A 19,321-nucleotide genomic window follows, 5' to 3' on the forward strand; every position below is an offset into this window, starting at 1 on the left:
ACTATGAAATGGAACCAGTTTCTCATTATTCTTTTTTTTACTTTATTTTTTTTAAATACCAAAGCACAAACTTTTGAATTGGGTAAAGTTTCGATTGCGGAATTAGAAGAAAAAGAACATCCTAAAACCCCTTCGGCAGTAGCGGCGATATTATTCAAAAAGGGAAAGATGAGTATTGAATATACTAAAAGCGAAGGTTTTGTAATGATAACTGAGGTGAAAACCAGGATTAAGATTTATAAAAAAGAAGGTTATGATTGGGCAAATCAAAAAGTGCGCTACTATTTAGGAAATAATTCTAAAGAAAATATCTCTTTTACGGATGCTGTAACTTACAATTTACTAGATGGAAAAATAGAGAAGACGAAATTGAAAAGTGATGGAATATTTGATGAGACCATCAATAGGTTTTGGGGGCAGAAAAAGATAACAATGCCAAATGTAAAAGAAGGGACTGTAATAGAATTTCAGTACACAATTCGATCATTGAGTATTGGAATGCCGAGAGAGTATAGCTTCCAGACCACAATTCCGGTAAATTATTCAGAGTACAGGACTTTTATCCCACAATATTTTATTTATAATACCAATCAAAAAGGATTCATTTTTCCAAAAGTAACGGTAGAGAAAAAACCAAAAACAATTAAATTTTTGGACATGGAAAGTAAACAAGCTGGAACAAGCTCCAGTAATGTCAATACATCATTTTATGAAAGTACACTGGAATATGAAGAAACCAGAACCACTTATTTGGCAGAGAATTTACCGGCAATGGATGAAGAATCTTTTGTAAATAATATTGATAATTACACATCAAGTTTGGTACAGGAATTATCAATGACACAATACCCTAATCAGCCTTTGAAACCCTATTCGGTTGATTGGAAATCAGTAGTAAAGACAATTTATGAGTATGATGATTTTGGACCAGAATTGGATAAAACAGGTTATTTTGAAGATGATATAAATGCTTTAATCAAAGGGTTGAATACCCAAGAAGAAAAAATAGCAGCTATTTTTAATTACGTTAAATCTAGTGTAAAGTGGAATGATTATTATGGATATTCGTGTAATGATGGTGTGAAAAAAGCATATAAAGATAAAACAGGAAATGTAGCCGAAATTAACCTGATGCTTACTGCTATGTTGCGTTATGCTGGAATCAACGCTAATCCGGTATTGTTAAGTACACGTGCTAACGGAGTAGCATTATTTCCTAATAGAACAGCTTTTGATTATGTAATTGCAGCTGTAGAAATACAAGATGGCTTAATTTTATTGGATGCAACTGAGAAGTATTCGTTACCTAATGTTTTGCCATTAAGAGACCTGAACTGGTTTGGAAGGTTGATTAGAAAAGATAGAACATCTGTAGAAGTGGACTTGATGCCAAAAACACTTTCGAAAGAAATCATAAATACTAGTTTTGTTATCAATAGCAATGGTGTAATTACCGGGAAAGTTAGAAAGCAACTTACCGATCATGAGGCGCTTTATTTTAGACAAAAAAACATAATAACAAGTAAAGATAATTACTTGGAAGAATTAGAAAATAAAAACAATGCTATTGAAATAACAGATTATGTTAGAGAAAATGATTTGAACCTGGCTAAGCCAATTCTTGAAACATATACTTTTAAAGATTCCAAAGATTTTGAAAGTATAAATGGAAAAATCTATATAGCTCCATTATTGTTTTTGTCAACTAAAGTAAATCCTTTTAAACAGGAAGTAAGAGCATATCCGATTGATTTTGGTTATCCTATCGAGAATAAATATAATATTATGATAGAAATACCAGAAGGTTATGCTGTAGAATCTTTACCTGTTTCAATGAATATTGCTACGCCAGATAACATTGGAACATATAAATATATTATTGGGGCTACTGGAAATAAAATCCAAATTTCAATTACCTCTGATATTAACACAGCAATAGTTCCAGCGGATTATTATACTGCTTTAAAAGAATTCTTTCAGAAAATGATTGACAAGCAGAATGAAAAAATAGTACTTAAAAAAATGTAGTTAAATGAAAATAATCAAAGTTATAGCATCGTTATTTCTTGTTCTATTTGTTTTAGATACAAACGCACAAGAATTTAAATTAGGGAAAGTTTCAATAGAAGAACTCCAGGAAAAAAATAACCCGACAGATTCTACCGCCGTTGCTGCTATTCTGTTTGAAAAAGGAGCAGTTGATTTTGAATATAGTCAAGATGATGGTTTTAAGATGATTACAGAGGTTACAACTCGTATCAAAATTTATAAAAAAGAGGGATATGAGTGGGCAAATAAAGCAGTTAGTTATTACATAGGTTCAAATGCGAAAGAAGTAGTGTCTTTTTCAGATGTTGTTACTTATAATTTTATAGATGGCAAGATTGAGAAAACGAAACTAAAAAGTGATGGCGAGTTTGATGAAAAGGTAAATAAATATTGGGGTCAGAAAAAAATAACACTACCCAATGTAAAAGTTGGGTCCGTTGTAGAATTTAAGTACATAGTTCGTTCATCACGCTTTAGTGAGTTAACAGAGTGGAGTTTTCAATCGAGTATTCCCGTTAATTACTCTGAATTTAAAACTTTTATACCAGAGTATTTTGTGTACAATCCAAACATAAAAGGATTTATTTCTCCGAAAATCACCAAGGAGAGTAGCAGTAAGTCTTTAAGTTATTCTTATAGACCAAAAGCAAGTCCAGGAGAGAGATTGGGTAGTATTTCTACTCAAGAAAAGTTAGAATTTGTAGAAACTAGAACTGTTTATGTTGCAGAAAATCTTCCTGCTATGAAAGAGGAAGCTTATGTGAATAATATTGCAAACTACACTACAAGTGTTTCTCACGAACTTTCTGTTATAAAATTCCCGAATCAACCTTACAAGACGTTATCTGCCGATTGGGCATCAGTAACTAAAACAATTTATGATTATGATGATTTTGGGCCTGAATTGAATAAAACAGGGTATTTTGAGGAAGATTTAAAAGTTGTTATTGCAGGGCTTTCTTCACCTGAAGAAAAGTTTTTAGCAATTTTTAATTATGTAAAAGAAACTGTAAAATGGAATGATTATTATGGTTATTCCTGCAATGATGGGGTGAAAAAAGCATATAAAGACAAAACGGGTAATGTAGCCGAAATTAATCTGATGCTTACAGCCATGTTGCGTTATGCAGGATTAACTGCAAATCCTGTTTTAGTGAGTACTCGCTCTAACGGAATTGCACTGTTTCCTAATAGAACTGCTTTTAATTATGTTATTGCTGCAGTTGAAACGCCTAAAGGGTTGGTGTTGCTAGATGCTACGGATCGATTTTCAACTCCAAATGTTTTACCATTGAGGGCTTTGAATTGGGTAGGAAGATTGATACGCAATGACGGTACTTCTATAGAAGTAGATTTAATGGCGAAGGTCCCATCAAATGACGTAGTAATGATGAGCTATGAGATTGATATTAACGGACAAGTTTCTGGAAAGTTGAAACGTCAAAGAACAGATTATAATGCGATTATTTTTAGAGGAAATATCAAGAATGTTAAAGAAGATGCTTATCTTGAAAAATTAGAGAATGATAATAATAAAATAGAGATAAGTGAGTATTCAAGAACAAACGAAAATGATTTAAAGTTACCAATTGTGGAGAATTTTTCGTTTTCTGGTTCAAATTTTAGTGAGAACATTGGTGGTGCAATTTATATAAATCCAATGCTTTTTTTTGCTGTAGAACAAAATCCTTTTAAACAAGAAAATAGGGCTTATCCTGTAGATTATGGATTTCCTTTTATCGATAAATATAACATTACAATTAAAATCCCAGACGGTTATAAAGTCGAAACAATTCCTACTCCGCTACTTTTAAATATGGAGGATAATTTGGGAGGATTTAAATTTATGATAAATACATCTGGAAACTTGATTCAGTTAGTACTTACGCATCAAATAAACGTACCAATCGTTGTTGCAGATTATTATCCAATGTTGAAAGAGTTTTATCAAAAAATGATTGAAAAACAAAATGAGAGAATAGTATTAATTAAAATATAATCATGAACCTAAAAAATTCCCAACTCGACGTAGATACTTGGATCAAAGAACACGGCGTTCGTTATTTTAACGAATTGACCAATATGGCGCAACTTACTGAAGAAGTAGGTGAGGTAGCCCGAATTATTGCCCGCCGTTATGGAGAACAATCCGAAAAAGAAAGTGATAAAAACAAAGATCTTGGTGAAGAATTAGCTGATGTGGTTTTTGTAGTATTGTGTTTAGCAAATCAAACTGGAATCGATTTGCAGGCTGCTTTCGATAAAAAGATGGATTTAAAATCTATTCGAGACAAAGATCGTCACAAAAACAACGAAAAACTCAAATAATTTGTGAATTGTAAATTATGAATTGTGAGTGAGTAGTGGTAAATTGCGACCTTAAATTTTTTGAGTCGTAAGCGAAAGCTATAACTCATAACTCATAATTAAAAATATGAATTTACTGTTACAAACTTCCCATTCTAATTTACAAGCTCAAATTGCAGTTACCGGTTCAAAAAGCGAAACCAACAGACTATTATTATTGCAAGCTTTGTTTCCAAATATTACTTTGGCCAATACTTCTAATTCAGATGACAGTGAAGTGATGCAAAAAGCTTTAAAGGGAAATGAAGAAATAGTTGACATTCATCATGCGGGAACAGCGATGCGATTTCTAACGGCTTATTTTGCAGTAAACGAAGGTCGTGAAGTAATTTTAACTGGTTCTCAGCGAATGACAGAGCGTCCCATAAAAGTTTTGGTGGAAGCCTTGGAACAATTGGGTGCGAAAATCTCTTACGAGAAAGAAGTGGGTTATCCGCCAATTCGAATCAAAGGACAAAAAATCACAGCTTCTAAGGTTAATATTCCTGCAAATGTAAGCAGTCAATACATATCGGCATTGTTATTAGTGGCGCCAAAACTGGAAAATGGTATCGAAATCACTTTAGTAGGTGAGATTACTTCAGTTCCTTATATAAAAATGACATTGGCTTTGTTGAATGATTTGGATATTAAAACCAGTTTCGAAGGGAATGTAATTACCGTTTATCCAAAACAAGAAGTTGAAACGAAAGTAATGACCGTAGAATCCGATTGGAGTTCTGCATCGTACTTTTTTAGTTTGGCTGCTTTGGCTGAAAATGCCACTATTTCATTGACCAGTTATAAAAAAACCAGTTTACAAGGCGATTCGGCTTTGGTTGAAATCTACAAACAAATGGGAGTTGAAACGCATTTTGAAGAAAACAAAATGACGCTTACAAAACAAGTGGGTTTTAAACCCGAAACTTTAAACTTAGAATTAAATAATACGCCAGATATCGCTCAAACGATAGTGGTTACTTGCCTTGGACTAGGAATTGGTTGCCATCTTACTGGGCTTCACACCTTGAAAATTAAAGAAACTGACAGACTCGAAGCACTTAGAATTGAGTTAACAAAATTAGGAGCCAATATTTCAGTGACTAATGATAGCTTGACGCTTGTGGCTTCAAATGAAATCAATCACAATGTTAAAATCGCTACCTATAACGATCACAGAATGGCGATGGCATTTGCCCCATTAGCTTTAAAAGTGCCAATAATTAGCGAAAATGCCGAAGTAGTTTCTAAATCATACCCTGATTTTTGGGAAGACATGAAAAAATTAGATTTTAATGTATCTGAAATTACATCTTAATTCTCAATGTTTACGGGGCTAAAGCTTTGCTGCTTTGTTACTTTGCAATTTTGAAACTAAATTAAACAGCAAAACACTTGACAACGCCTATCTCACAATCGTATATTTGCACACGATTTAGAAGCATGACCTCAAAACTCACACTTCATAATCTATAACTCATAACTTTATCAAATGAAATTATCACATTTTCAATTCGATTTACCTAAAGAACTTCTTGCTGAATATCCGGCTGAAAACAGAGACGAAGCACGTCTAATGGTTATTGATCGTAAGAAAGGAACTATAGAGCATAAAATGTTCAAAGATGTTATCGATTATTTTGATGACGGCGATGTTTTAATTTTGAATAATACTAAGGTTTTTCCAGCGCGTTTGTATGGAAACAAAGAAAAAACTGGAGCAAGAATCGAAGTTTTTTTACTTAGAGAATTAAACTCTGAGCAAAGACTTTGGGATGTTTTAGTTGATCCGGCTCGTAAAATCAGAATTGGTAACAAACTATATTTTGGAGATGACGATTCGTTAGTAGCTGAGGTTATCGACAACACGACTTCTCGTGGAAGAACATTGCGTTTTCTTTACGACGGTTCTTATGAAGAATTCAGAAATAAATTAACAGAACTTGGAGAAACTCCAATCCCAAAATATATTTCTAGAGACGTAACCCCGGAAGATGCGGAACGTTACCAAACCATTTATGCTAAAGAAGAAGGAGCTGTTGCAGCGCCAACTGCAGGATTGCACTTCTCGAAACATTTATTAAAAAAACTGGAAATCAAAGGAATTAAATTTGCCGAAGTAACGCTTCACGTAGGTTTGGGAACTTTCAACCCAGTTGAGGTTGAGGATTTATCAAAACACAAAATGGATTCTGAGGAATTAAAAATTACTCAAGAAGCTTGTGATATTGTGAATGAAGCCAAAGCTAAAAAGAAACGTATTTGTACCGTAGGAACCACTTCTATGCGTGCCGTTGAAAGTTCAGTATCGTCACAAAACACTTTGAATCCTTTTGATGGATGGACAAATAAATTTGTTTTTCCTCCACATGATTTTACAATTCCAACGTGTATGATTACTAATTTCCACACGCCAAAATCAACTTTATTAATGATGGTTTCCGCATTTTGTGGACATGATTTAATGAAAAAAGCGTATGCGGAAGCTATCAAAGAAGAGTATAAATTCTATTCTTACGGTGACGCGATGTTAATCATCTAATCTGTCCCGAAACTTCGGGATAATCATATTCTAAATAACAGAATCTCGTCAGTAATGGCGAGATTTTTTTTTGTGTGTGCCCCAAGGGTCGGGCTGTACGCTGTATCTTTATTTTCTTAAAGAAAGAAAATAAAGGATGCCGCTTCCATCCCTCACACAAAACAATTTCGGGAGGATTTATGATTTGTATTCCTAATTCACTTGGTACACCAGTCGTACCGTAATATTAGCTGTTTTGTTTTTGGATTGCGTATTAAAGGAACCGCCATAAGAAAAATCTTCCGATGAGTTTTGACCCGTAATTTGAAAAACACCCATGTCTGATTTTTTTAGATTTCCTAAACTCGCATCTGCATTTTCAGCAATACTTTTAGCTCTGATACTGGCGTCTTTTGTAGCTTCGGCAATCATTTTTATTTTTAATTCGGCAAGTTTAGTGTAGTAATATTCAGGAGGAGACGAATAAAATTCCACACCAGAATTTATTAACTCACTAGATTGTCTGGATAATTCCTCAATTTTATTTACTTCCTTTGATTGGATGCTCACGCTTTGGGTTAAGGTAAATCCAGTAAAAATTTGCTGTCTTGTCGTTCCGTTTTCGTTAAAGGTAGTTTCAAAATCTTTATTGAAACTCACCGCTGAGAATACCATCTCATTCGGAGCAATTCCTTTGCCTGATAAATAACTTTTTATTTTCTCTCTGTCAGAATCCAATGCTGCGTAGGCTTCTTTCAATGTCACGCTTTTTTTAGAAAAAGAACCGTTCCAAACAATCAAATCCGAGACGAAATCTTTCTTTCCCGAGCCAGTAACACTTATGGTATCATTACTTTTATTTCGATTCTGAAAAGCATTCGAAAATAAATACGAGGAAATTACCAAGGCGATAGCAATAATAATAACGTTCAAACTGTTTTTAAGCATAGTTAGGAGTTTTAAATTCAATATAGTTAAATAACGAGTAGTTCCTTAATTCCGTATAGGAATCTGAAACTATTTTTTTGCATTCGAAAATTTAACTCTTTTATGGTATACCAATCAGTTAAAAGTCTTTTATCTATCGGTCCTTTTTTACTACTTTTACAAAACAAAATACAAATCATGACTTTCGAAAACACCCTTGAATTTGCAAAACAACTTGATTCACAAGATCAATTACATAAATACCAAGATGAATTTATTTTTCCCCAGGTAAATGGAAAAAAAGTAATTTATTTTACAGGAAATTCACTGGGATTACAACCCAAACGTACTAAAAATTATGTAGATGAGGTGATGAATGATTGGGCAAATCTCGCCGTTGAAGGTCATTTTTACAGTAATAAACCATGGTGGGATTACCACGAGCGATTTGCAAATCCGTTGAGTAAAATTGTGGGCGCGTTACCGAGTGAAGTTACTGTGATGAATACATTGACCGTAAATCTTCATTTGTTGATGGTTTCTTTTTACCGACCAACAAAGACAAGATATAAAATTATTTGCGAAGAAAAAGCATTTCCTTCGGATCAATATATGTTTCAAAGTCAGGTTCATTTTCATGGTTACAAACCAGAAGATGCGATTGTTGAAATCAAGCGTCGCGAAGGCGAACACAACATTCGCTTAGAAGATGTTTTGGCCAAAATTGATGAGGTAGGTGACGAGTTGGCTTTAGTTTTAATTGGCGGTGTTAATTATTACACAGGACAAGTTTTTGATATGAAAACCATAACTGCTGCTGGTCATAAAGCGGGTGCTTATGTGGGTTGGGATTTAGCGCATGCTGCAGGAAACATAAAACTGGAATTGCACGATTGGAATGTAGATTTTGCAGCTTGGTGCAGTTATAAATACATGAATTCAGGTCCTGGAAATGCTTCAGGATGTTTTATTCATGAAAAACACCACAACAATTCGGAGTTACCAAGATTTGCGGGTTGGTGGGGACACAATAAAGAACGTCGTTTCAAAATGGAACAAACTTTTGACCCAATTCATGGAGCCGATGGTTGGCAAATAAGTAATTTACCAGTGCTTTCTTTGGCACCTTATTTAGCATCGGTGGAAATGTTTGATGAAATAGGAATGGACGCTTTAATTCAAAAAAGAGATGCAATTACTTCGTATTTAGAATTCATTCTGCATGAAATAGACAAAGAAGTCGATAGTACTTTCGAAATTATTACACCGTCAAATCCATCAGAAAGAGCGTCACAATTATCAGTGCTACTGCATGGGGAAGGACGCAGTTTGTTTGATTATCTTATGAAAAATGGGGTGATTACGGATTGGCGTGAACCTAATGTAATTCGGTTAGCACCAGTTCCATTGTATTGTTCTTTTGAAGACATGTATCACTTTGGACAAATATTGAAATCGGGTATTCTAAAATAATTTAGACATTGAATTATATAAAAAATAGTTTAAATTGTATAAAGGTTATTGATAGTTTTACATGTTTCTTTGTAGCGTTATTAATTACAAAACTTAAAATTATGAAAGCATTATATTTTATACTAATAGCTGCAGTTGTTGTTTCTTGTCAAAATCAAGGAAAAATGGAAATTGAAAAAGCGAAACTAGCGACTGTAGATTCAATGAAAGTAGAAATTGAAAAACAAAGAGTTATTGATTCCATGCAGGTTGAAATGGCTAAAATTGAGGAAGCTAAAATTGAAACTCAAAAAGAAGTTGTTGTTGTCAATCAACCGGCTGCGACCACTACAACTACTACAACCACACAAAAGAAAGGTTGGAGTAGTACTGCTAAAGGTGCTGTAATTGGAGCTGGAGTTGGAGCTGCCACAGGTGCAATCATAAGTAAGAAAAAAGTTCAAGGAGCTATAATTGGTGGTGTTGCAGGTGCTGGTATTGGTGCGGGAACAGGAGCTATTATAGACGGAAGTAAAAAGGAATAAATTTATTCTTATAATGAAGAGTGTTTAAGTTCGTATAGAATTTAAGCACTCTTTTTATTTATGGATGTTTCAGTTTAATAGGAATCCATGTCTTGAATAATGGCATTGGCCTTAACTTTAATTTTATATAATTCTTCGGGATTCATTTTATTTAATAAATTCAACATCATTCCCATGCGTTGATTTCCCTTAAAATATTCTTTTTTCTCATCTAGAAAATTCCAATATAACGAATTGAAAGGACACGCTTTTTCTCCAAATTTTTCTTTTACATTGTAATGGCATTTGGCACAATTATTACTCATTTTATTGATGTAACTTCCGGAGGAAACATAGGGTTTTGTGGCTATAATTCCACCATCTGCATATTGTGACATACCTCGAGTGTTGGGCATTTCGACCCATTCAATAGCATCTATGTACACGCCAAGATACCAAGCGTCTACTTCATCAGGATGAATTTGTGTGAGTAGCGTAAAATTTCCAATTACCATCAGCCGCTGAATATGATGCGCGTAAGCTTCGTCTAAACTTTGATTGATAGCATGGCTCATACAATTCATCTTGGTTTTACCCGTCCAGAAAAAATCTGGTAATTTATTTGTGTTTTCCAAGATGTTCATTTGGGCATAATTGGGCATTTCTTTCCAATAAATTCCTCGGATGTATTCGCGCCAACCTAAAATTTGTCTTACGAATCCTTCGACTTGTGAGATAGTTATTTCAGTTTCATTTACATGATAAAAAGAAAGAACGGTTTCGATTACTTCTTTTGGCGAAAGCATTTTACTATTCATTGCAAAAGATAAACGGGAATGGAAAAGGAATTTTTCATCTGTATGCATCGCATCTTCGTAATCACCAAAATGTTTCAGCAGATTAGTGCAGAAATAATCTAAAACCTCCAATGATTGCTCACGCGAAGTAGGCCAACTGAAATTATCTGGATCGATGTTTCCAAAAGTCATGATTCCTGCTTCTTTGATTTGTGCAATAACTTCAGAAACATTGGTATGGAAATTTTTTTCTGAAGGAACCGGAACTTCACCTTTATATTTTTTGCGATTATCAGCATCAAAATTCCATTGATTGCCTAACGGAGTGCTTCCATCCATTAAAACATGGTGTTTTTTGCGCATGCTCCGATAAAAATTCTCCATTAATAACAACTTCTTTCCTTCAAAAAAATCAGAAAGTTCGTTACGCGTGGTGTAAAAATGTTCGGAGTTAAATGCCTCTGATTCGATTTTTAGATTGGAACAAATCGTTTTTAGTTGTTGGTCCAGGCGGTATTCATCGGGTAATTGATATTCGAATTTTTGAATTTTATATTTTTCAATACAAAAGGCAATGATTTTTTCTAAATTTTGTGGATTCTCAGCATCGGTAATTTGAAAATAGACTGCTTGATGTCCATTTTCTTTTATCGCTGTGTGAAAATTCCTCATCGACAGAAAAAACGCCACTACTTTTTGGATATGATGTTTTACATAATCCGTTTCCTGACGCATTTCGGTCAAAACATATATTGTGTTGTCATCACTTTCTTGAAACCAAGAGTGTTCTAAATTCAACTGATCACCAAGGATTAATCGCAGCTTTTTCATTTTTTATTTTTTGAAAAATGAAGTGGTTGGAATTTCTTTTCGAGCATATTGAAAACGATCCACTAATTTGGGTAAACAATACCCATCGAGTCCGTTTAGTGCCACAACATTTCCTTTGTCAATTTGTAGCCAGCCGTCTTTATTTTCTAATTCTTCTTCAAAAAATAAATTTTCGATTGACGCAATCACATGAATCGTATCATTTTCCTTGATGTAATATTCATTTACATACTTACAATACAATTGCACGGGACTTCCTTTTACAAATGGAATTTCTATATCATTTTTATATTCCTCTTCCAGATTGGTTTTGTCAAATTCAGAAATACCTAATTCATAATTTGCCGATGTATGGTGCGCATCTTCAATCATGTTTAACGTAATATGATTTACAGTAAAATAACCAGTTTCTCGGATGTTTTTATATGTGTCTCTTGGTACGGTTGTGGGTCTCATGATAAATCCTATCAAAGCAGGATTGCTTCCTAAATGCGTTACGCTGCTAAAAATAGCCACATTAGATTTTCCATCAAGGGATTTTGTAGCTAGAAGATTAGCTGATTTATAACCAGTGCAAGAATTAATTAAATTCAATCTTTCGACTTTCTCCATTTGAGAAATATCATCTCTAGAAATGTGTTTCATATCTTTTTAATTTGGAACAAATATACTTTTTGTTTAATTAATTTTAAAATAAATTAAACAAAATAATTGTATTTAATCGATTTTACTAAAACTACACTCGTTTAAATAAATTGTTTTAAATCATTTTCAAATCCTATATATTTGTTTATCAATTTATTTAAATATGAAAAAACTTAAAATAGTCCTTCTGACTTTACTTTCGGTAGTAGCCGTTTTAGCGGTAGCTTTAATTATTTATGGGTTTTATTTAAAACCAAAATACGAAGGCAAATTGCAACTGAAAAATATTCAAAAAGAAACAACAGTGTATTTTGATGAGTTTGGCGTTCCACATATTTATGCAACAAATTCAAAAGATGCGATGATGGCTTTGGGTTATGTGCATGCCCAAGATCGATTATGGCAAATGGAATTGATGCGTCGAATTGCACCGGGACGATTATCAGAAATTTTTGGTTCAGTGGCATTGAAAAACGATAAATTCTTTGCTGGATTGGGAATCGAAGAAGCTTCCTCCAAAGCAATCGCAGGCTTGGATAAAAACAGTCCAAGTTATCAATTGACGATGGCTTACTTAGATGGAATCAATCAATATATGGACGAAGGAACTACACCAATAGAATTCAGTTTGGTAGGCGTCAAAAAAGAGAAATTTACAATCAAAGACGTTTATAATATTTTTGGATACATGTCTTTTAGTTTTGCGATGGCTCAAAAATCAGATCCGTTATTTACTGATATTCGAAACAAATACGGAATGGAGTATCTCAAAGATTTTGGTATTGATGGTTCGTTTAATACCACCCGAATTAAAAATGCCAAAGAAACTGCTCAAGAATATAGCGCTATTTCAAAGTCAGTAGCCTCGATTTTAGATCAGTCTCCAATTTCTCCTTTTATAGGAAGTAACAGTTGGGTTATTGCTCCAAAGAAAACTAAAAACGGGAAAGTCATTTTTGCTAATGATCCACACATTGGGTTTTCGCAACCGGGAACTTGGTATGAAGCACATCTTGTAACGCCAGATTTTGAATTGTATGGTTGTTATCTGGCTGGAACTCCGTATCCTTTATTGGGGCACAATCGCGAGTATGCTTATGGTTTGACAATGTTTGAGAATGATGATATTGATTTGTACCAAGAGGAGAATAATCCAAATGATGCAAATGCTTATAAGACACCAACTGGTTTCAGTGCGTATGAAATTCGAAAAAAAACAATAAAAGTAAAAGATTCTGCTAATGTGGTTTTGAATGTAAAAGTGACTCGCCACGGGCCGGTTGTTAATGACTTGATTGATGGTTTAATAAAAGATAAACCTGTTGCAATGTCTTGGATTTATACGCAGCAACCCATACAAATTCTAGATGCTGTTTATCAACTTTCGCACGCTAAAAGTAAAGCCGATTTCCAGAAAGGGGTCAGTTTAATAGCGGCGCCAGGATTGAATGTGATGTATGGTGATGCCAAAGGAAATGTGGCTTGGTGGGCAACGGGAAAATTATACAAGCATAATGCGGACGTAAACCCTAATTTTATTTTGGATGGTGCCAGTGGTAAAGATGATATTAAAGAATATTTAGATTTTTCCAAAAATCCTTCGGCAGTAAATCCAAAATGGAATTATGTATATTCTGCTAATAATCAGCCGGAACCTATAGATGGATTTTTATATCCAGGTTATTACCTTCCTGAAGACAGAGCAAAAAGAATTACGCAGTTATTAGAGCCAAAATCAAATTGGGATAAAACTGCTGTTGGGGAAATGATTTTTGATAATACATCATCTGTTTCCCCGGAAGTAGTGAAGCAGTTAATCTCAAATTTGGACGAGAAATCACTTTCTGAAAACGAGAAAGAAGCTTTGACAGTTTTGAAAGAATGGAAAGGTTCGAATAACCTTGCTGATGTTGGGCCAACGATTTACAATAAATGGATTTTTAACTATTTGAAAAATACTTTCGAGGATGAACTTGGCGCCGCTAATTTCAAGCAATTTTTAGGAACTCATATTATGAAGCAAATTATCGCAAAGCAAATTGTTAATGCAACGTCACTTTGGTGGGATAATGTCAATACTAAAAACGAAAAAGAAACCCGAAGTAAAATTATATCACAATCGTTTAAAGAGTCGATTATAGCTTTAGAAGAACAATTGGGAGCGACAGTTACTGATTGGACTTGGAATAAAGTGCATACGGTAGAACATCAGCATCCGTTGGGGAAAGTGGCTGCTTTAAGAAGGATTTTCAATGTAGGTCCTTTTGAAGTTTCAGGTTCCACAGAAGTTATTAATAATTTGTTTTTTGATTTTACCGATGATGGAAATTATATCGTAAAAGGAGGTCCGTCAACGAGAAGGATTATTGATTTTTCGGATATAGAAAATAGCTGGAGTGTCCTACCTACAGGGCAATCGGGGAATCCTTTAAGCGCGCATTACAGTGATCAAGCGGAGCTTTACAATGCAGGAAAATTTAGAAGAATGATGCTGAACAAGGAGGAGATTGTTAGGACTTCAACAAAATTGATTTTTATTCCACGTAAAAATTAATAGTTTTAAAGTTCTTAGTCTAATAAAATCAGTAATTTTGCTTAACTTTTTATAAAAAATTAATGCAAATTCCAAAAAAAATAGCGGTTGTAGGTTCTGGATTAGTTGGATCTTTATTAGCTATTTACCTTCGCAAAGCTGGTCATACGGTTCATGTTTTCGATAGAAGCCCAGATATTAGACAAATTCAGTTTTCCGGTCGTTCTATTAATTTAGCTATGTCTAACCGAGGCTGGAAAGCGCTTGATGGCGTAGGAGTGGGTGATGCCGTGCGAGAAATTGCCATCCCGATGGATAAAAGGGCCATTCATCTTGTTGATAAACTTAATTTTCAAAATTATGGACAAGTAGGCGAATCTATTTACTCCATTTCCAGAGGGACTTTGAACAGGAAAATGATAGATTTGGCAGAAGCTGCAGGAGCTGAATTCTTTTTCGAACATAAAATCTGGGATGTAACCCTTGATGATGCTACTTTGCATATTGGAGAAACTGAAAGAGGTGCCTGGGAAGAAATGAAATACGATATGGTTTTTGGTGCTGATGGAGCTTTTTCCAGAATCCGCCATCGCATGCAACGTCAAAGCATGTTTGATTATTCCCAAGAATTTTTACCTATTGGATATAAGGAATTAAATATTCCTGCAAATTCGGATGCAACGCATAAACTAGACAAGAATTCATTTCATATTTGGCCGCGAGGTGAATATATGTTAATTGCATTACCTAATTTGGACGGAAGTTTTACCTGCACTTTGTTCATGCCTTTTGAAGGCGATAATTCTTTTGCTTCTTTGAAAGATCAAAAAGCGGTAGAAGCTTTTTTTGAAAAGAATTTACCGGATACTATTGATGTAATTCCAAAATTGACTGAGGATTTTTTTAAAAATCCAACAAGTACATTGGTGACCATGAAATGTTTTCCGTGGACTTATGAAGATAAAATTGCTTTAATAGGTGATGCTTGTCATGCCATTGTTCCATTTTACGGACAAGGAATGAATGCGGGCTTTGAGGATATTTCGATTCTTTATGATATGATTGAAAAGTATGGCGATGATTGGGAAACGATTTTCTCTGAATACCAAAAATCCCGTAAACCTAATGCTGATGCCATTGCAGAACTTTCCTATCGCAATTTTATGGAAATGAGTTCTAAAACGGCTGATGAGAAATTCTTGTTGCAAAAGAAAATAGAAAAATCATTTTCAGATAAATATCCTGAAAAATGGATTCCACTTTATAGTAGAGTTACCTTTAGTAATCGTCCTTATGCAGAAGCTTTGGCTATTGGAGATTATCAAAATGCTATTATGGAAGAAGTTTTGAAAATGGAGAATATTACTGAAATATGGGATTCAGAAGCTGTTGAAAATAAAATACTAGAGCTGTTGCGATAGTTTTTCCAAGTTACTCACTTGAATATTTACGATAGTATTTATTTTACTCACACTGTTTATTCTTCACGGTGAACTTTAGTAAAATCGAAAGCAGGTTTACAAATGGCAATATATTCACGAGGTTCGTCAAAAGGATTGGAATATTGCACCCGAGTATTTTTCTCAATTTTTATAGATTGACCCGCTTCAAGAATTACAATTTCATCTTCGATGATGAATTGCTTTTTTCCTTTTATGACATAGGTGTACTCTTCAAATTCTGGTATTTGAAAGGGTTCGCTCCATTTAGGCGGAGCAATCATATGGGCGATTGAAATTTCAGGATTGTTTGTGGTTGCAATTCCGTGATGTTCTTCTATCAATTTGCCATCAGTTGTTGGAACAACAAAAGGTGTTTTTTGAATAAAATATTTTTTCATTTTTAATGTTATTTTTTAAAATACCCTTTTAGAGGTTTAATTCTAAAAGGGTATTATACTTTATTTTTTAAACATTTTGGTTAATACACCAAAAGCACCTCTTATAAAAGTAGCACTTGTCAATACTTTTAAAACAGATTTCCCCACTACACTAGCGGTGCTTGGACCTTTACTTTCTTCTTTTTCAGATGCTTTTTCCTGTTCTTGCTCTGCAGCTTCTTCTTCAATAACGGTAATTTTTTTATTTAGCATTTCATAAGCGCTTTCGCGATCAATAAGTTCGCTATATTTTTTCACCAGTTTAGATTTGTTGTTGATTTCTTGAATCTCACTCTCGGTTAAAATATCCATTCGGCTCATAGGAGCACGCATCATTGTAGCTGCAAGTGGTGTTGGAATTCCTTTTTCATTCAGAGCTGTAACGAGCGCTTCACCAATTCCTAGGCTAGTTAAGATTTCATCAGTTTTATAAAATTCAGATGTAGGGTAATTATCTGCAGTTTGTTTGATGGCTTTTCGATCATTGGCAGTAAAAGCCCTCAAAGCATGTTGGATCTTTAAACCCAATTGCGCCAAAACACCACTTGGAATGTCCATTGGGTTTTGTGTGATAAAGTAAATTCCAATTCCCTTAGAACGAATTAGTTTTACTATCGTTTCTATTTGTTCTAATAATGCTTTGCTGGCTTCGTTGAAAATTAAATGAGCTTCATCAATAAAAATTACTAATTCTGGTTGATCCGAATCTCCTTTTTCAGGCATTTGCTGGTAAATTTCAGCTAATAAACTCAGCATAAATGTTGAAAATAGTTTTGGTTTGTCTTGAGTGTCGGTTAATCTTAAGATGTTGATGTATCCTTTTCCATTTTCGTCAATGCGCATTAAATCGTCAACTTCAAAAGACATTTCGCCAAAAAATAGTTCGGCACCTTGTTGTTCTAATTCTATTATCTTTCTAAGTATTGTACCCGTTGTTGAAGTGGAAATCTTACCATAGCTTTCCTCAATTTCGTCTTTTCCTTCTTCAGTGATATAATTAATTACTTTTTTGATGTCTTTTAAATCCAATAAAGGCATTTTATGATCATCGCAATATTTGAAAATAACAGAAACAACTCCAGCTTGGGTGTCATTTAAATTTAGAATTCGGGAAAATAAAACCGGTCCAAACTCAGAGATAGTAGCGCGAAGACGTACACCATTTTGTTCAGATAAACTCAATAATTCAACAGGAAAATTTGCCGTATTATAAGGGATGTTTATTTTAGCATGACGTTCGGTAATAAATGCTTTCTCTTCTCCTTCTTTTGCAATACCACTAAAATCTCCTTTTATATCCATCATCAATACCGGTATTCCAAAGGATGATAATTGTTCTGATAATACTTGTATGGTTTTGGTTTTTCCTGTTCCAGTTGCACCGGCAATTAATCCATGACGGTTTAATGTTTTTAGAGGTATTTTTACATGTACGTCAGCCAAAGCTTCTCCGTCTAATATGGCTCCCCCAAGAGTAATGCTTTCTCCTTTAGAACTATATCCGTCTGTAATTTGTTGTATGAAATCTGCTTTTCTGCTCATAATAAGTATAGATTTAAATCATTTGCAAGGTATTATTTTTTTTACAAAACCTGAAATTTTAGTGCATACTGCAGTTTTCCTGCTTTTTTATTGTTAATAGTATAAAATAATAGTTTTCTTGCTAAATAGTTTATTTTTGAAATATTGTGTTAATTATTCTTAAAAAAATATGGTATTTTATATAAAAAGGACTATTTGATTGTGTTTATTGATATAAATGTAAGCTAACAAATGGTGAATATGTTTTTGAAATAAATTTAATTATAATAAAATAAAAAAAAGTTTTTTTATTTAAACTAAAAATATAAATTTGCTCCACTACAAGTTTAATATAACTAAGATAATTTATTTAAAACTATTAAAATTAAAAAAAAATGGCAAACGTTAAAAAAGAAAAAGCGGCAAACGGAGGAGGAATGATTTCAGGAATCATTATTGTAGCATGTATTTTTGTTGGATGGTTAATTTGGAATTTCATAATGGGTAATGGCGCTAATTTCGAGGGCGGCGTTAATACAGGTCATCCATTACCTGGGAATATGTTAGCAATGGTTTACAAGGGAGGTCCTATTGTACCAGTATTGTTAGGATTATTGTTAATGGTTGTTGTGTTCTCATTTGAGCGTTATGCTGTAATTTCAAAAGCGGCTGGTACAGGAAATCTTGATCAATTCATGACAAGTGTACAAAAAGATATTAAAGCAGGTAATATTGAAGGAGCTATCGCTTCATGTGACAAACAAAAAGGTTCTGTTGCAAATCCAATAAAATCAGCTTTATTGAAATATCAAGAAGTTAAAAGAGAAGGTTTAGACAGCGAAGCTGCTGCAGAAACTATCCACAAAGAAATCGAAGAGGTTACTTCATTAGAAATGCCAATGTTAGAGAAGCACATGACTGTACTTTCTACAATGGTATCTTTAGGAACTCTTGCGGGATTATTAGGGACAGTAACAGGGATGATTAAAGCATTTAGTGCTTTATCTGCTGCTGGTACTCCGGATCAAGCTGCACTTGCAAATGGTATTTCTGAAGCATTGATTAATACAGCTACAGGAATTTCTACTTCAGCATTAGCAATTATCGCTTACAACTTTTTTACTTCTAAAATTGATACTTTGACTTACTCTATTGATGAGGCGGGTAATACAATTGTGAATACTTACAGACACTTCAGAAGTACACAAAAATAATTAATAATTTAATTTACAGGAAAATAGTGGTCTGAAAAGAAAGATCCTATTTTCTTGTAAATATAAAAAATAATATTGATGG

15 protein-coding genes are annotated in these 19,321 nt (G+C 33.8%); 10 read left to right on the forward strand and 5 right to left on the reverse strand.

The window, feature by feature from the left end; translation table 11 throughout:
- Positions 1-3: 3 nt before the first annotated feature.
- The 5 genes from ACNQF8_RS06440 to queA all read left to right on the forward strand — a co-directional run bounded on the left by ACNQF8_RS06440 (position 4) and on the right by queA (position 6,937).
- Positions 4-2,028 (forward strand): transglutaminase family protein, encoded by a 2,025-nt coding sequence (locus tag ACNQF8_RS06440; protein ID WP_417953086.1) that lies wholly within the window; start codon positions 4-6, stop codon positions 2,026-2,028.
- A gap of 4 nt (positions 2,029-2,032) precedes the next feature.
- The gene (locus tag ACNQF8_RS06445) at positions 2,033-4,048 is read left to right on the forward strand and encodes a transglutaminase family protein (protein ID WP_417953087.1); all 2,016 of its coding nucleotides are present in this window, start codon (positions 2,033-2,035) and stop codon (positions 4,046-4,048) included.
- A gap of 2 nt (positions 4,049-4,050) precedes the next feature.
- Positions 4,051-4,377: a nucleotide pyrophosphohydrolase gene (locus tag ACNQF8_RS06450; RefSeq protein ID WP_035668323.1), complete on the forward strand. Its 327-nt coding sequence runs from the start codon at positions 4,051-4,053 to the stop codon at positions 4,375-4,377.
- A 106-nt stretch (positions 4,378-4,483) separates the two neighbouring features.
- Complete coding sequence (aroA, locus tag ACNQF8_RS06455) at positions 4,484-5,713, forward strand: 3-phosphoshikimate 1-carboxyvinyltransferase (protein ID WP_417951251.1); 1,230 nt, start codon at positions 4,484-4,486, stop codon at positions 5,711-5,713.
- A 174-nt stretch (positions 5,714-5,887) separates the two neighbouring features.
- On the forward strand, positions 5,888-6,937 hold the full coding sequence (queA, locus tag ACNQF8_RS06460; protein WP_282713097.1) for a tRNA preQ1(34) S-adenosylmethionine ribosyltransferase-isomerase QueA: 1,050 nt from the start codon (positions 5,888-5,890) through the stop codon (positions 6,935-6,937).
- A gap of 192 nt (positions 6,938-7,129) precedes the next feature.
- Here the strand turns inward: queA and ACNQF8_RS06465 are convergent, their stop codons facing one another.
- Positions 7,130-7,864, reverse strand: a complete 735-nt coding sequence (locus tag ACNQF8_RS06465) for an SIMPL domain-containing protein (protein ID WP_417951252.1) — start codon at positions 7,862-7,864, stop codon at positions 7,130-7,132.
- Positions 7,865-8,041: 177 nt separating this feature from the next.
- Here ACNQF8_RS06465 and kynU point away from each other — a divergent pair, with 177 nt between their 5' ends.
- A complete protein-coding gene (kynU, locus tag ACNQF8_RS06470) occupies positions 8,042-9,316 on the forward strand; it encodes a kynureninase (protein ID WP_417951253.1) in 1,275 nt (424 codons plus the stop codon).
- Between the two features lie 101 nt (positions 9,317-9,417).
- Positions 9,418-9,840: a YMGG-like glycine zipper-containing protein gene (locus ACNQF8_RS06475; RefSeq protein ID WP_417951254.1), complete on the forward strand. Its 423-nt coding sequence runs from the start codon at positions 9,418-9,420 to the stop codon at positions 9,838-9,840.
- A gap of 74 nt (positions 9,841-9,914) precedes the next feature.
- Here ACNQF8_RS06475 and ACNQF8_RS06480 read toward each other — a convergent pair whose 3' ends face one another.
- Together ACNQF8_RS06480 and ACNQF8_RS06485 are read right to left on the reverse strand one after the other, a co-directional pair.
- Positions 9,915-11,447: a cryptochrome/photolyase family protein gene (locus ACNQF8_RS06480; protein ID WP_417953088.1), complete on the reverse strand. Its 1,533-nt coding sequence runs from the start codon at positions 11,445-11,447 to the stop codon at positions 9,915-9,917.
- A 3-nt stretch (positions 11,448-11,450) separates the two neighbouring features.
- The gene (locus ACNQF8_RS06485) at positions 11,451-12,092 is read right to left on the reverse strand and encodes a flavin reductase family protein (protein ID WP_417951256.1); all 642 of its coding nucleotides are present in this window, start codon (positions 12,090-12,092) and stop codon (positions 11,451-11,453) included.
- 163 nt (positions 12,093-12,255) lie between these two features.
- On the opposite strand from ACNQF8_RS06485, the gene ACNQF8_RS06490 reads away from it, so the two are divergent.
- Both ACNQF8_RS06490 and ACNQF8_RS06495 read left to right on the forward strand, forming a co-directional pair.
- A complete protein-coding gene (locus tag ACNQF8_RS06490) occupies positions 12,256-14,646 on the forward strand; it encodes a penicillin acylase family protein (RefSeq protein WP_417953089.1) in 2,391 nt (796 codons plus the stop codon).
- 62 nt (positions 14,647-14,708) lie between these two features.
- Positions 14,709-16,046, forward strand: a complete 1,338-nt coding sequence (locus tag ACNQF8_RS06495; RefSeq protein ID WP_417953090.1) for an FAD-dependent oxidoreductase — start codon at positions 14,709-14,711, stop codon at positions 16,044-16,046.
- 56 nt (positions 16,047-16,102) lie between these two features.
- Here ACNQF8_RS06495 and ACNQF8_RS06500 read toward each other — a convergent pair whose 3' ends face one another.
- Positions 16,103-16,465: a cupin domain-containing protein gene (locus tag ACNQF8_RS06500; protein ID WP_417953091.1), complete on the reverse strand. Its 363-nt coding sequence runs from the start codon at positions 16,463-16,465 to the stop codon at positions 16,103-16,105.
- Positions 16,466-16,525: 60 nt separating this feature from the next.
- Positions 16,526-18,046: a helicase HerA-like domain-containing protein gene (locus ACNQF8_RS06505; protein ID WP_417951260.1), complete on the reverse strand. Its 1,521-nt coding sequence runs from the start codon at positions 18,044-18,046 to the stop codon at positions 16,526-16,528.
- A 374-nt stretch (positions 18,047-18,420) separates the two neighbouring features.
- Between ACNQF8_RS06505 and ACNQF8_RS06510 the strand changes: the two genes are divergently transcribed.
- Positions 18,421-19,239, forward strand: a complete 819-nt coding sequence (locus ACNQF8_RS06510; protein ID WP_315208847.1) for a MotA/TolQ/ExbB proton channel family protein — start codon at positions 18,421-18,423, stop codon at positions 19,237-19,239.
- Positions 19,240-19,321 lie beyond the last annotated feature (82 nt).

This window comes from Flavobacterium labens, assembly GCF_048286755.1.
Taxonomy (GTDB): Bacteria; Bacteroidota; Bacteroidia; order Flavobacteriales; family Flavobacteriaceae; genus Flavobacterium.